Origin of the sequence: Arthrobacter sp. SLBN-83, assembly GCF_006715285.1 — a bacterium.
GTDB lineage: Bacteria > Actinomycetota > Actinomycetes > Actinomycetales > Micrococcaceae > Arthrobacter.
This window is the reverse complement of sequence record NZ_VFMX01000001.1, coordinates 1,303,897-1,317,253: the sequence shown is the minus strand read 5'-3', so window position 1 is coordinate 1,317,253 and position 13,357 is coordinate 1,303,897. Positions and strand designations below refer to the sequence as shown.

Here is a 13,357-nt window from a genome sequence, read left to right as displayed (position 1 = left end):
GTTACGGCCTCAATTCAATGACCGTCTTGCCGATTCTCACGGGTACCCCTGGCTCAACCGGCAGGGCACGGGTAAGTTGCTGGTCTCCCAGGTAGGTGCCGTTGGTGGAACCCAGGTCCTCGATGAACCAGCGGCTGCCCTGCGGGAAGAGCCGGGCATGCCGGCCCGAGGCGTAGTCGTCCTCTAGAACCAGGGTGGCTTCCTGGGCGCGCCCCAGCAGGATGGGGCTGGCGGCCAGCGGCAGGGTCCGGCCCTTGAGCGGGCCTTCGACTACCACCAGCTGCCGCGCCTGCTGCTTGACAGGCTGGGACGGCGCCTCGGCCAGTTCCGGGTTCCGCCGGACCTGCCGGGCGGTGGGCGCACCCGCCGCAGCCTTGCGTCCCACCATGAGGTCGCGCCGCATGGCGGAGACGATGCTGAAGATGAGTACCCAGAGGAGGAGCAGGAAGCCGAACCGCAGCGCGGTGATGGTGAGGTCGCTCATGCGCGGCCACCCGGGTTGGCAGGAAGCAGGCGGAAAATGATCTTTGTCCGTCCCATCGTGATGGTGGAGCCGTCTGTGAGTTCGGTGCTCCCGGAGACCTTTTGGCCATTGACATAGCTGCCGTTGGTGGATCCCAGGTCCACGGCGCTGGTCACGCCATTGGCCGTGCGGATTTCAAGATGGCGCCGGGACACTCCCGTGTCGTCTATGTGGATGTCCGCCTCGGACGACCGTCCCAGGACGATGGACGGCGCATTCAACGAATAACGTTGGCCGTCGATGTCCAGGACCGGCTGGAGCCTTACCGGCTGCCGGCTCGGGGCCGCCGGTACGCCGGGCCGCGGCTGGGCCGCGCCCGCACCTTGGGACTTTTCGGTGGTGGAAGCAATTTCGAAAGCACCGGCACGCAGCTCCGTGTCCCGGCGGAAGGAGATCCGTACGGGGCCCTGGAGGATGTAGCCCTGGCTCCGGACGTGGTTGATCACCACGTCGCAGAGTTCCTCGGCCAGGGGCGTGCCCCATTCCTGTGCCCGGGCGAAGTCGTCATCACTGAGCTGCACGTCGAAGACGTTGGGGACCAGTGTGCGTCCGGCCGCCACGGTAAGGGCTTTGTGGTCCACTTCGCGGCGGAGCCTGCTGGCGATCTCCACGGGTTCCACCTGTGCCTTGGAACCGGTGGAGAAGACGCCGCGGACGGCCTTTTCGATGCCACGTTCAACCTTGTCCAGCAGACCCATGGTTCTTCTCCTTTCCCCCCGGCTCCGGGGCACTAGTTGCTGCTGACCAGCACCTGCGGGGCAGTCAGCCGCAGCGCGGTTCACCCGCCGGCAGTGCCCACTCCTACATCCGATACTACTTGCCACCCCTGTGAATGACCTTAATCCCCAACGGCCGGGCGCCGGCGAAAGTTCGGTCGTCGAAGCCTTGCTGCCCGCCGTCGCGCTGTCTTTCCGAGGTTCCGGGTACCCGCCCACGGCGGGATTCCTGCCGTTTTTCCACCGGCCCGGGCGGCCTTGAGAAGGGCTGGTGTGGGCCAATTGGTAATTTGCGGCAAGTGTCCGTTATGCTTGATCTCGCTGCTTTTACGAGGCGCGAAACGGGAAACCGGGTCGGTCAAGTGAAGGAAGTTGCGCGCGAGTGGCGGAACGGCAGACGCGCTGGCTTCAGGTGCCAGTGTCCGAAAGGGCGTGGGGGTTCAAATCCCCCCTCGCGCACGCAGATAAAAGAGCCCCGGTCTTTGGACCGGGGCTCTTTTGCGTTCCCCGCATGGCACAGCGGTTCTGGTAAATGCACCCGCCCGCGGAGACAGCACCCCCGCGTGGACGTTGCACCCGCGCGTTCCAGGGTGAATTGTCCGTTTGCGGGTGCGCCGGGCACCTGGCCCGCGCCGCGAACGGACGGCGGTTAGGCGGACGGGCGCGCCGAAGCCTTGAACCGGCGTCGTGAGTTGGCCAGGTGGGTGCGCATGGCGGCCGCCGCGGCAGCGTCGTCACCATCGGCAATGGCATCCCGGATGGAGCGGTGCTCCAGCACCACCTGATCGAAGTGGTCCCGGGCGTAATGCTCCACGCCGGTCATCAGGCGGGTGCGCGGCATGGCGATCATGGTCTGCCCCAGGGCAGCCAGGCAATCGGAGAAATAGGGGTTGCCGGAGGCGGCGGCCACTGCGCGGTGGAATTCAAAGTCGGCCTTCATGGCGTGCGCCGGGTGGCCGGAACTTTCCGTAAAGGTGTCCAACGCGGTGCTCACAGCCCTTAACTGCCGCTCGGTGCGGTTCCGGGCCGCCAGCGCCGCGGCTTCGGTCTCCACTCCCATGCGGAAGGCCAACAGGTGCAGCCTGTCCTCGGTGGTGACCACGGGACGGATCCCTAGACCCTCCGAGGGCCCGTCCGCCGGGGGAGTGAGGGCGAAACTGCCGCGCCCGCGCTCGGTTTCAACCAGCCCCTCCGCCTGCAGCCGGGTAAGGGCGGCGCGGACCACGGTACGGCTGACGCCGAAATCGCTGATCAGCGTGTTCTCGCTGGGGAGCTTTTCACCCGGCTGGATCACGCCGTCGACGATTCGGTTGCGAAGGTCAGCGGCAAGGTCCGCGGTGAGGTTCCGGGTCATGGCTAAAGATTACGGCTTCGGGGTTACGCACCGAACTCCACGCTCTCGGTGGTCCAGGCGCGGGCCTGGTCACTCAGGGTGACGCCGAGGCCGGGGCGGTCCGGAACGATCATCCGGCCGTCTTTGGTTTCCAGGCGCTCATTGAACAGCGGGTCCAGCCAGTCGAAGTGCTCCACCCACGGCTCTCGGGGGTAGGCGGCCGCCAGGTGGAGGTGGATTTCCATGGCGAAGTGCGGGGCCAGGCCCAGTCCACGCTCGTCGGCCAGGGCCGCCAGGCGGAGGAACTGGGTGATGCCGCCGATGCGCGGAGCGTCAGGTTGGATGATGTCGCAGCCGTTGGCGGCGATGAGGCCCTTATGTTCAGCCACGGAGGCGAGCATCTCGCCGGTGGCGATGGGGGTGTCCAGGACCTGTGCCAGGTGGGCATGGCCTTCGAAGTCATAGGCATCCAGGGGTTCCTCGATCCAGACCAGATCGAATTCCTCGAGGTGGCGGCCCATGCGCAGGGCGGTGGCGCGGTCCCACTGCTGGTTGGCGTCCACCATGAGCGGAACGTCCGGACCAATGTGTTCGCGGATCCCGGCCACGCGGCGCAGGTCCTCCTTGCTGTCCGGCAGGCCCACCTTGATCTTGATGCCGCCGATGCCCTCCTCGATGGACTGGGTGGCGCGCGCCTTCACTTCGTCGAGGCTGGCATTCAGGAAGCCGCCGGAGGTGTTGTACGTCCGCACTGAGTCCCGGTAGGAGCCCAGGAACTTGGCCAGCGGCAGCCCGGCACGCTTGGCTTTCAAGTCGTATAAAGCGATGTCGACGGCGGCGAGGGCCTGGGTGGCGACGCCGGAGCGACCCACGGATGCCCCTGCCCACAGGAGTTTGGTGTAGATCCGGGCGATGTCGTTGGGGTCCTCGCCGATGAGGCCTTCTGCGACTTCCTTGGCATGGGCGTACTGGGCAGGGCCTCCCGCCCGCTTGGAATAGCTGAAGCCAATACCGGAATGTCCCAGTTCGGTGGTGATTTCCGCGAACAGGAACACCACCTCAGTCATGGGCTTCTGCCGGCCGGTGAACACTTTGGCGTCGCTGATGGGCACGACGAGGGGAAGTCGGGCGGTGGACAGCTTGACGTGCCGGATCAGATCGACGCTGCTCATGGGTTCTCCTGGAAGTGGGATGGGGCTCCTTCGCGCCCATACTTACAATATAAGTGTACAGCTTGTATTACAAGTAGTTCCATAATGATCCAATTGCTGCGCCACTCAGCGATTCCCGTTGGGTTTTGCGCTCGTGGGATGATAGTAGGGATGACTTCCCCCAATCCTTCCCCTGAAGCTCCTGTCCGCGCCTCCAAGGCAGCCCCCGGCACTGCCCGCCCGCAGGTCCGCCCCACTGCCGAGGGCTGGGAGCAGGCACGTACGGTCGAAGGCCGGCCCCTGCTCCAATTCGCGTCCCCGCGCGTGAAGCAGCCGCCGGTGCACCTGGCGGACATGAGCCTGGCGGAGCGCGCTGAGAAGCTGAAGGAGCTTGGGCTGCCGGCATTCCGCGCGAAGCAGCTTTCCACGCACTATTTCCAGCACTGGACGGTGGACCCCGAGCGCATGAGCGACCTGCCCAAGGCGGGCCGCGAGGAACTGGTCGCCCAGCTGTTCCCGCCGCTGCTCACCGAGGTGCGGCGCAACCGCACTGACAAGGGGGATACCATCAAGTTTCTCTGGCGGCTGTTCGACGGCGCCCTGGTGGAGTCCGTCCTGATGCGCTACCCGGGCCGCATTACCCTCTGCGTTTCGTCGCAGGCCGGCTGCGGCATGAACTGCCCCTTCTGCGCCACCGGCCAGGCTGGATTGACCCGCAACATGTCCACCGCGGAAATCGTTGACCAGGTGGTTGCGGCGAACCGGGTGATCGCTGCCGGTGACCTGGGCCCGAAGGAGCACGATGACGAGCGGGTCACCAACATTGTTTTCATGGGCATGGGGGAGCCCCTGGCCAACTACAAGCGCGTCATGGCCGCCCTGCACCGCTTCGTGGATCCGGCGCCCGAGGGCCTGGGCATGTCCGCCCGGAACATCACCGTTTCCACCGTCGGCCTGGTCCCTGCCATCCGGAAGCTGGCGGACGAGGACCTCCCCGTCACGTTCGCACTGTCATTGCACGCCCCCGACGACGAGCTCCGCGACGAACTGATTCCGGTCAACAACCGCTGGAAGGTGGATGAGGCGCTCGACGCCGCCTATGACTACTACCGCAAGACGGGCCGCCGGGTCAGCATCGAGTATGCGCTGATCAAGGACATGAACGACCACCCCTGGCGTGCTGATCTCCTCGGCAAGAAGCTCAACCAGCGCGGGCGCGGCTGGGTGCATGTGAACCCGATTCCACTCAATCCGACTCCTGGCTCCATCTGGACTGCTTCGGACAAGGCGGTGGAACAGGAGTTCATCGAACGGCTCCGCGCCACCGGCGTGCCCTGCACCCTCCGGGATACCCGCGGCAAGGAAATCGACGGCGCCTGCGGCCAGCTCGCCGCCGCCGAGAGCTAGCCGGTCACCGGCTGCGCAGGGCCCCCAGTCCGGAGATCAAGGCGTCCAGCCCCAGGCTGAAGGCCGTGTCTGCGGGCCGCCCGCGTTCCTGCCCGCGGGTTCCGCCGTGGTCCGCAGCTGTATCCGGGCCGGCAGAGGAACTGCGCACGGCTGCGGTGAAATATGGGGTGGACCCGGCCATGCTGCCGGAGTCAAAGATGTCCTCCGGGGCGGTGACGTCGTACGCGGAGCCGAAGATAAAGGATTCCAGTGCCACGATGGCCGGCACAATGCGCTCCTGTGGAAAACCGGCGTCGGAGAATCCCTTGCTGACAGTCTCGTACATCGCAAGCGTCTGCGGTGCGTCGGTGACCGGCAGGACGGCGATGACAGGGATCAGCGGAGTGTGCTCGGCAAAAACGTCCCGGTAGCTCCAGGCCCAGGCGCGGACGGCTTCCTCCCAGCTGCCGCCGCCAAAACCGGAGACGTCCACGAGTGACATCAGGTGGTCCTCCACCAGGAGGAGTACATCCTGCTTTGACGCCACGTGGTTGTAGAGGGCGGACGGTGCCACGTCGAGTTCCTTGGCCAGGGCTGCCATGGTCAGCCCGTCGTAACCCTTGCGGCTCACCAGCCCCAGCGCGGCTGCCGTGATTCCGGACTTGTCCAGCACTGCCGCCGACGGTCGGCCGGCCCGCCTCCGCTGCACACCGCCGTTGTTGGTGGTGCGTCCCTGTGCGGCTGATACTGCCGGCATTCCTGCCCTTTCGTCGGTGTCCCCTGCATTATTCCATCCGGTACTTCCGCTCTAAGCAGGCAGCAGCTATAGTTCTAATAAATGAATGGCATTCATTTAGTGGTCCCCGTCACCAAGGGCCCGCAGAGAGGACATCATGCTGAACCTGAACCGCGACGTCGTGGTCGTTGGAGCCGGGCCGTCCGGACTCACCGCCGCCCGTGAACTGAAGAAAGCCGGACTCACCGTAGCCGTGCTCGAGGCCCGCGACCGCGTGGGCGGCCGGACCTGGACCGACACCGTTGACGGCGCCATGCTCGAAATCGGCGGCCAATGGGTCTCACCGGACCAGACTGCCCTTTTGGAACTGCTGGCAGAACTGAACCTCGAGACCTACCCGCGCTACCGGGACGGCGAGTCCATCTACATTGGCGCGGACGGCGCCCCCGTGCGCTACACGGGCGACACTTTCCCGGTGGACCCTGACACCGCCGTCGAAATGGACCGCCTGGTGGCCCTCCTTGACGGACTGGCCGCCGAGATCGGCCCCACCGAACCCTGGGCCCATCCCAAGGCCCGCGAGCTGGACACCATTTCCTTCCATCACTGGCTCCGGCAGAACTCGGCAAATGAGGAAGCCTGCAGGAACATCGGGCTCTTCATTGCCGGCGGCATGCTCACCAAGCCGGCGCACGCCTTCTCCGCGCTGCAGGCGGTCCTGATGGCGGCCTCGGCCGGCTCCTTTACCCACCTGACGGATGAGGACTTCATCCTGGACCGCCGCGTAGTGGGCGGGATGCAGCAGGTGTCGCTCCTGCAGGCGCAGGAGCTGGGTGACGACGTCGTCCTTGGCTCTCCGGTGCGCACCGTTAACTGGGAGCCGGATGCGGACGGCGGGCACCGCGTGACCGTTGTATCCGACCGCGCCACCGTGAATGCCCGGTTTGTCATCATGGCCGTGCCGCCAAACCTCTACTCCCGCGTCTCTTTCAACCCGCCGCTGCCGCGCCGCCAGCACCAGATGCACCAGCACCAGTCGCTGGGCCTGGTCATTAAGGTCCACGCCGTGTACAGCACCCCGTTTTGGCGGGACAAGGGGCTCTCCGGCACCTGCTTCGGCGCCGATGCCCTGGTCCAGGAGGTCTACGACAACACCAACCATGGCGACCCCCGCGGCACCCTGGTGGGCTTCGTCTCGGATGAGAAGGCCGACGCAATGTTTGAACTCAGCGTGGAGGACCGCCGCAGGGCCATCCTGGAATCCATCGCCGGCTACCTGGGCGAGGAGGCACTCACCCCGGAGGTGTACTACGAGTCCGACTGGGGTTCGGAGGAATGGACCCGCGGCGCCTATGCCTCCAGCTATGACCTTGGCGGCCTGCATCGCTACGGCAAGGACCAGCACGCACCTGTCGGCCCGATCTACTGGTCCTCTTCCGACCTGGCGGCCGAGGGGTACCAGCACGTGGACGGCGCCATCCGCATGGGCCGCATCACGGCTGCACGCATCGCAGAGGTGGCGAAGGTCCCGGTGGCTGCCGGCTGGTAAATAAGCATGCTTACTAATAGGCTGGCGGCGGGGAGCGTCCCCGACTTCAAACGAACGAGGTGAGGCATGACTGACGCCCAGAGCATCAGCAAGGTTACGGAGATCATCAACGATTCCAAGATCGGAATGGTCACCACCATCAACGAAGAAGGCGCCCTCGTCAGCCGGCCGCTGGCCGTCCAGGAGGTAAAGGACGACGGCGACATGTGGTTCTTCACGGGCCTTGGCACCTCACAGGTTGCGCATGTCCGGGCTGATTCACGCGTCAACGTCTCCTTTGGCAAGAAGACCGAATGGGTTTCCGTCGCCGGAACCGCACAGGTGGTCACGGACCGCGCAAAGATCCACGAACTGTGGAACCAGGCCGTCGAAGCTTGGTTCCCGGACGGACCGGACACTCCTGAGGTGTGCCTGCTGCACATCGACTCGGACTCGGCAGAATACTGGAGCAGCCCGGGCGGCACGGCCGCAACGGTGCTTCAGTGGGTAAAGTCCAAAGTCACCCATGATCGGATGAGTGTTGGCGAAAGCGGCACTGTGGAACTGTAATCCGCAAAATTGGCAGGGGCGGGGCGGCTAAGGCTGCTCCGCCCCTTTCAATGCCTGCAGGACTGCCGGCAGCAGCACATCATTCCGCCCCCACGCCGGATCCAGGATCTCCACATACCAGGAGTCGGCGAGCAGCAGGGCCAGGGAATCGTTGGTTTCGTCCGCCCAGTCCCTGATCTGGGCCTCGTCTACCGGGTTCTCGCTGGAACCAAGCACCGTGGTGACCTCCGTGCCCGCCAGGGTTACGGGAATGGCGGCGCTGCTTGCTTCGCCGGGCGCGTGGGCCACGGTGACCAGTTCAGTGCGTGTGGACAGGGCCAGCAGTTCACCAGCGGTGCCGGCGCTGCAGAAACCCGTGACATACTCCCGCTGCGCGGCGCCGTCAGCGAGGATGCCCGGCTGGGACTCCTTGGTGAACAGCCCGTTGCGGTTCAGCTCCGCCAACGCTGCGGCCAGTGCGACGGTCTCAGTGTCAAAACCGGGGGCGAAATGCCCCGGCTGGTATGAACTCCCACCCTCCAGCCACCGGGCGGTCAATTCCCCGGCAGCCTCCAGGGTAGTAGCCTGCCGCCAGACTCCACGGTCCTCCAGCAGCCGGCCGTACTCGTCATGGGCAGGCAGTTCCTCAGGCTTCATCTTTGGATGCTATCGCCGGGCCTCGGGGCCGATCCAATGCCGGCGACACGGCAGTTAACCTCGGCCGGCCTGCTCGGCGGGCAGGGCAGCCGGAATGCCCGCTGCCCGCTCGGCCGCTGCCAGTGACGCTGCCAGGCTTCCCACGGCGTCCGGATAGCCCTTGTGCGCGGTGGTCCGCAGCTGGTCCGCAGCCCGCATGGACTTGATCAGCGCGGACGTTTCCGGCAGCCGAACATCGGTCAACGCCGGATAGTCGATGCTGCACGCCGGATCCAGCTCGTAGCGCCGCCACCGCAGCATGATTTCGTCATGCTGCAGCCGGGCCTCCCGGTGGGCCGCAACCAGCTGCTGTTCCTCCTTGCGGGCTGCACGCCAGGCCAGGAACTTTGGAGTACCGCGGTAGGCCGCAATACCTGATGCGGCGGCCGCCCCTGCCAGCACCAACCCCGCCCACGGCGAAACCAGCGCCGGAATGATCAGCGCGGGAAGGGCCACACAGGAACCCAGGAACAGGTCCCAGAACAGCTGGTCGGTCCTTTGGGATGCGGTCTCCTTGGGAGCCAGGGCGCGGCGCCGGACGATAAAAACGGTGGCACCCACGCCGGCAACCAGTACGGGACCACACAGCATGACCGCCCACGCACCATGAAGCAGTCCCTGCATCAACGATTCCGCGACCGACATCCTGCACCTCCGGCGCCCGGCATTCCCCATAAGACCCGGCCCCGGCCGGAACGCCCGGGCTGGTCTTTCCATTGCACCGTGTTCGGTGCACAGCGTCAATGGCAGGTGACAAGGGAAAACAGGTACTGCAAACGGGCAGGGCCTGGCAGGTACCGTGGGTCCATGCGACTCAAAATGTGCAGCATCCATGTCCAGGACCCCGCGGCCGCCCACGCCTTCTACACCGGGACGCTGGGCTTCGACACGCTCATGGCCATGCCGGAGTACAACCTTTACATCATCAAGGACCCGGGAGCGGACGACAGCTCGGTGGGGCTGCTGCTGGAGCCCAGCGACAACCCCATCGGCGCCAACTACATGAATGCCGTGCGCGAGGCCGGGCTGCCGGCCATCGTGTTCGGGGTTCCGGACGTGCAGGCGGAGTACGACCGGCTGGTGGCTGCCGGCGTCACCTTCAAGACCCCGCCCACCACGGATCCGTTCGGGACCAGCGCCGTGTTCGACGACGGCTGTGGAAACTACGTCCAGATCCACCAGGACTGACGCCCCGGGATGCAACAGAAGCTTGTCCGCGACTCCGGACGCTCAAGGTCCTGACAGGCGAACAAGCTTCTGAAACGCGGCTGCGGTTACTGGGCCTGGGCGCGGTCCTTCTTCGCCTGCTTCCGCGCGGCCTCTTCCTTGACCCGCTGGGCTTCGGCGCGGACGGCAGCGTGCGTGGCGCGCTCGGTGACAAGCCACTGGGGCGGGGCCTGCAGCAGCGCGGTGATTTCCGCCGTCGTCAGCGCCTCTTCCACGCCCCCGCGCGCCAGGCCGCTGATGGACACGTTCAGCTTCTGGGCCACCACGGGGCGGGGGTGCGGCCCGTTGCGGCGCAATTCGGCCAGCCATTCCGGCGGGTTGGCCTGGAGTTCGGCGAACTCCTCGCGGGTGATGGTTGAATCCTGGAACTCCTGCGGCGTGGCCGGGAGGTAGATGCCAAGTTTCTTGGCAACGGTGGCCGGCTTCATGGACTGGGAGTTTGCAGAGGTCATGCTTCAAGGGTATCCGGGCGGCGGGTACTGTGAAGACGTGCCAGCCGACAATACCCCCACGCCCGACGCCCCCGCCGCCCCGGAAGAGGCGGCCCCGCGGGTGCTGCGCATCGCCTACGTGGCCGGGGTAACCCCTGGCAAGTGGATCCGCCGGTGGGAAGAGCGGATGCCGCATATTCCCCTGCAGGCATTTATGGTCGACGCCGATGCCCAGCTTGGCCCGCTGCAGGACGGCAGCGCGGACATGGGCTTTGTCCGCCTCCCCATCGAGCGGGAGGGCCTCAGCGTGATCCCGCTCTACGAGGAGCAGCCGGTGGTGGTGGCTGCAAAGGGCCACGAAATTTCGGTGTTCGAGGAAGTGCCGCTTGCCGACCTTGCGGAGGAATCGTTCCTGGATGTGGCCGGGTTGGGTGGGCCTGAGGCCGCACTCCAGGTGGTTGCCGCCGGCGCCGGCCTGGTGATCCTCCCCATGGCGGTGGCACGCCATTTCAACGTCAAGGACACCGTTGCCCGCCGTTTGACCGGCGCCGACGGGACGGAAATCGCGCTGGCCTGGCCCACCGAGGCTACGGACGAGGTGCTGGAGGAGTTCATCGGCATCGTTCGCGGCCGCACCGCCCAGAGCTCGCGGCAGCCCTCCGCCCAGCCGGAAAAGGTGAAGAAGGAGCCCAAGCCTGACCGCCGCGGCACCGGCGCCAAGAAGGCTCCCAAGGTGGCTCAGCGCTATGCGCCCAATCCGGACAAAGGCCGCGGGCGGGGTTCCCGGAAAAAAGGCAAACGCTAGCCGGGTTTTGGCTGGCCCGGTTCAGCCGCCGGCAACAATGAAGCCGGACCGCACATGCGGTCCGGCTTCATTGTTTGTCCTGCTTAGCCCCGGAGACTAGGTGTTTTGGACGTTGTCTTTGGCGTCGGTGGCGCGGTCTTTGACGTCGGTGGCGGCTTGTTGGCCTTCGGTTTTGACGTTTTGGGCGGCGTCGGTGGCGGTGGCCGTGACGTTTTCCACGGCTTCCTGGGCGGGTTCCTTCAGGTCCTGGGCGACGGTTTTAGCGGCGTCGGTGACCTGGGCTGCCAGGGGCTGGGCTGCGGTTTTGAGCTGGTCCGCGGCTTCGCGTTCTTTCTGGCTTGGCGGGATCAGGGAAGAGACCAGCAGCCCGGCGCCGAAAGCGATCAGCCCCGCGGCGAGGGGGTTGCCCGCGGTCTTGGCTTTGACCTGGTCCGGGGCGGCGGAGACTGCCTGGCCGGCGTCGGAGAGTTTGGCCGAGACCGTGTCTCCTGCCTGGTGGAGGCTGTCCCCGGCCGAGTGCATGGCGCTGGTGGTGTGCCCGGCGCCGGTGGAGGTGGTGTCGTGGACTTTGGTGGTGGCGGTGTCTGCGGCTCCCATGATTTTCTCCTTCACCCCGGTCACGGCATCGCGGACTTTGTCGGTTTGGCGGTGGACGATGTTGGACGGGGTGACTTTGTCGGCCACGGCGTCCACGTTGGTGCCCAGGCGTGCCCGGGTGGCTTCAATGTCTGCTCGGATGACGTCAGGGTTTTCGCTCATCGGTTTACCTCACCTGGTTTTAGGGTTGGGGGAATTTCTGAGAGGGTTTCCCCTGTCTGGGGCAGGCCCTTGATCTGCTTGAGTTCCTTGCGGCCTACCGAGGCCAGGATCGCGGCGATGATCGCCCAGATCACGGCGACGATCAGCGCGGCCCAGCCCAGGGCCATGACGGCGCCCAGGGCCCACATCAGGGCCAGGGAGAGGAAGAGCAGGACGAAGTGTCCGCCCACGCCGGCGCCGGCGAGCATGCCCGCGCCCTTGCCTGCCCGGGAGGTGGATTGCTTGAGTTCGGCCTTAGCCAGCTCCACTTCCTGGCGCATCAGGGTGGACAGGTCCCGGGTGACATCCCCGAGCAGATCGCCCAGGGACGCGTTGTCCGCTTTCACATGCGCCGCACTGGGCGGCGGCTCAGGAATCTGGCTACTCATCACAGACCACCCGTCCCGTGACGGCCGGTGCCGGAGGTGCCTTCGCTGCCGAAGGTCTCTTCACCGGTGTAGACGCCGTTTTCGGCCCGGTAGGGGTCGTCCTCGAACCGAAGCGGTGACTCCTCTGCGGTACCCGAAGGCAGGGTGGTGGTGGAAACAGGGGCTCCACCCACTACGGGCTCATCAAAGAGGTCATCGGTGCCGGCGGCGTAAACGGTCTCCTGGTGCAGCGGCACTACCGGAGTCGACTGCACGGCGCGGTGCTGGCCCGTGCCCTGGGCCGAGCCTGCCTGCACCTGTCCCTGGGACTCCGGGGCGCCTGCGGTGAGGCCGCGGGTGAGGCGGCCGGCCAGGACGCCGGCGCCTGCGGCGAGGAGCAGGAAGGTGCCGGGACGGTTGCGGGCGAAGCGCGTGACCTCGTTAAGGAGGTCGCCGGGCTCGCGGTTCTCCAGCCAGGACGCCACCGAGGAGGTGCGCTCGGCCGCCTGCCGGACCAAATCGCTGGCCACGCCCTGCTGGTCCGGCGCGCTGGCCATGCTGTGCAGCTGGCTGGAAATGTTGCGCATGCCTTCGGCAGCCTTCTGCTGCTGCGTGCCGGCCTGGCTGGTCAGCCCCGACTTGGCCTGGTGCAGCAGGTCCTGCGCATTTGCCTTTGCCTCATGTGCCACGTTGGCGGCCTCACCCTTGGCAGTTTCGGCTACTCCCTGCGCGGCAGATGCAGCGTGCCCGGCCACGTTGGAAGCCTCTTCCTTGGCTGCCTGGGTCTTCGAGGTATCGCCCGGGTCTGCAGAATAGGAGGCCTGCCCGGGAGCTACCTCTGTTGCACCGTACGGATCGGTGATGGCCGGGTCGGCGCCGGTGTGCGGGGTCTGGGGCCATTGGTTCTCTGTCATCTTCGCTCTCTTTCAGAAAGGGTTAGCTGGCGATCAAGAACCAGCAGTGCTGGCGACTTAGTAAGCAAGGTTACTAATTAGATACTAAGCACACTTCCCATTTCGATTGCAAGGGGTAGTGCATGCGTTTTCGGGTTCGGAGAGGCGGGTGCAGGTGCTGCCGGGTTGCCGGATAGTAAGCCTACTTGCGAATATG

General features: G+C 65.9%; 16 protein-coding genes and 1 tRNA gene. 6 read left to right on the top strand and 11 right to left on the bottom strand.

What is annotated here, in order from left to right; translation table 11 throughout:
* Window position 1 precedes the first annotated feature (1 nt).
* Both FBY30_RS06060 and FBY30_RS06055 read right to left on the bottom strand, forming a co-directional pair.
* Complete coding sequence (locus FBY30_RS06060; protein WP_142131944.1) at window positions 2-484, bottom strand: FHA domain-containing protein FhaB/FipA; 483 nt, start codon at window positions 482-484, stop codon at window positions 2-4.
* The gene (locus FBY30_RS06055) at window positions 481-1,221 is read right to left on the bottom strand and encodes an FhaA domain-containing protein (protein ID WP_142131943.1); all 741 of its coding nucleotides are present in this window, start codon (window positions 1,219-1,221) and stop codon (window positions 481-483) included. The genes FBY30_RS06060 and FBY30_RS06055 overlap by 4 nt, the downstream gene beginning before the upstream one ends.
* Before the next feature lie 394 nt (window positions 1,222-1,615).
* Between FBY30_RS06055 and FBY30_RS06050 the strand changes: the two genes are divergently transcribed.
* A tRNA-Leu gene (locus tag FBY30_RS06050) sits at window positions 1,616-1,698 on the top strand.
* A gap of 190 nt (window positions 1,699-1,888) precedes the next feature.
* Here FBY30_RS06050 and FBY30_RS06045 read toward each other — a convergent pair.
* Both FBY30_RS06045 and FBY30_RS06040 read right to left on the bottom strand, forming a co-directional pair.
* Window positions 1,889-2,593, bottom strand: a complete 705-nt coding sequence (locus FBY30_RS06045) for a FadR/GntR family transcriptional regulator (protein ID WP_142131941.1) — start codon at window positions 2,591-2,593, stop codon at window positions 1,889-1,891.
* 23 nt (window positions 2,594-2,616) lie between these two features.
* A complete protein-coding gene (locus FBY30_RS06040) occupies window positions 2,617-3,744 on the bottom strand; it encodes an L-talarate/galactarate dehydratase (RefSeq protein WP_142131939.1) in 1,128 nt (375 codons plus the stop codon).
* Window positions 3,745-3,894: 150 nt separating this feature from the next.
* Between FBY30_RS06040 and rlmN the strand changes: the two genes are divergently transcribed.
* Complete coding sequence (gene rlmN / locus FBY30_RS06035) at window positions 3,895-5,130, top strand: 23S rRNA (adenine(2503)-C(2))-methyltransferase RlmN (RefSeq protein ID WP_235009354.1); 1,236 nt, start codon at window positions 3,895-3,897, stop codon at window positions 5,128-5,130.
* A gap of 4 nt (window positions 5,131-5,134) precedes the next feature.
* Here rlmN and FBY30_RS06030 read toward each other — a convergent pair whose 3' ends face one another.
* Complete coding sequence (locus FBY30_RS06030) at window positions 5,135-5,866, bottom strand: TetR/AcrR family transcriptional regulator (protein ID WP_235009353.1); 732 nt, start codon at window positions 5,864-5,866, stop codon at window positions 5,135-5,137.
* Window positions 5,867-6,002: 136 nt separating this feature from the next.
* Here FBY30_RS06030 and FBY30_RS06025 point away from each other — a divergent pair, with 136 nt between their 5' ends.
* Window positions 6,003-7,394, top strand: coding sequence for a flavin monoamine oxidase family protein (locus tag FBY30_RS06025; RefSeq protein ID WP_142131935.1), 1,392 nt, complete (start codon window positions 6,003-6,005; stop codon window positions 7,392-7,394).
* A gap of 66 nt (window positions 7,395-7,460) precedes the next feature.
* Window positions 7,461-7,943 (top strand): pyridoxamine 5'-phosphate oxidase family protein, encoded by a 483-nt coding sequence (locus tag FBY30_RS06020; RefSeq protein ID WP_142131933.1) that lies wholly within the window; start codon window positions 7,461-7,463, stop codon window positions 7,941-7,943.
* A gap of 27 nt (window positions 7,944-7,970) precedes the next feature.
* On the opposite strand, the gene FBY30_RS06015 is transcribed toward FBY30_RS06020, so the two are convergent.
* Together FBY30_RS06015 and FBY30_RS06010 are read right to left on the bottom strand one after the other, a co-directional pair.
* A complete protein-coding gene (locus FBY30_RS06015; protein ID WP_142131931.1) occupies window positions 7,971-8,579 on the bottom strand; it encodes a DUF6919 domain-containing protein in 609 nt (202 codons plus the stop codon).
* Window positions 8,580-8,633: 54 nt separating this feature from the next.
* Window positions 8,634-9,263 (bottom strand): hypothetical protein, encoded by a 630-nt coding sequence (locus tag FBY30_RS06010; protein WP_235009352.1) that lies wholly within the window; start codon window positions 9,261-9,263, stop codon window positions 8,634-8,636.
* A gap of 162 nt (window positions 9,264-9,425) precedes the next feature.
* Here FBY30_RS06010 and FBY30_RS06005 point away from each other — a divergent pair, with 162 nt between their 5' ends.
* Complete coding sequence (locus FBY30_RS06005) at window positions 9,426-9,806, top strand: VOC family protein (RefSeq protein ID WP_142131929.1); 381 nt, start codon at window positions 9,426-9,428, stop codon at window positions 9,804-9,806.
* 86 nt (window positions 9,807-9,892) lie between these two features.
* On the opposite strand, the gene FBY30_RS06000 is transcribed toward FBY30_RS06005, so the two are convergent.
* Window positions 9,893-10,297, bottom strand: coding sequence for a DUF5997 family protein (locus FBY30_RS06000; protein ID WP_142131927.1), 405 nt, complete (start codon window positions 10,295-10,297; stop codon window positions 9,893-9,895).
* On the opposite strand from FBY30_RS06000, the gene FBY30_RS05995 reads away from it, so the two are divergent.
* Entirely contained in the window at window positions 10,260-11,081 is an 822-nt protein-coding gene (locus FBY30_RS05995) for a LysR family substrate-binding domain-containing protein (protein WP_200830641.1), read from the top strand. The two genes, FBY30_RS06000 and FBY30_RS05995, sit on opposite strands and share 38 nt — an antisense overlap.
* A 96-nt stretch (window positions 11,082-11,177) precedes the next feature.
* On the opposite strand, the gene FBY30_RS05990 is transcribed toward FBY30_RS05995, so the two are convergent.
* From FBY30_RS05990 to FBY30_RS05980, 3 genes are read right to left on the bottom strand one after another with little or no spacing between them, the layout of a single operon-like run.
* Entirely contained in the window at window positions 11,178-11,840 is a 663-nt protein-coding gene (locus tag FBY30_RS05990) for a DUF3618 domain-containing protein (protein WP_142131923.1), read from the bottom strand.
* The gene (locus FBY30_RS05985; protein ID WP_142131373.1) at window positions 11,837-12,268 is read right to left on the bottom strand and encodes a phage holin family protein; all 432 of its coding nucleotides are present in this window, start codon (window positions 12,266-12,268) and stop codon (window positions 11,837-11,839) included. Before FBY30_RS05985 ends, FBY30_RS05990 begins: the two co-directional genes overlap by 4 nt.
* A complete protein-coding gene (locus FBY30_RS05980; RefSeq protein WP_142131921.1) occupies window positions 12,268-13,161 on the bottom strand; it encodes a hypothetical protein in 894 nt (297 codons plus the stop codon). Before FBY30_RS05980 ends, FBY30_RS05985 begins: the two co-directional genes overlap by 1 nt.
* Window positions 13,162-13,357 lie beyond the last annotated feature (196 nt).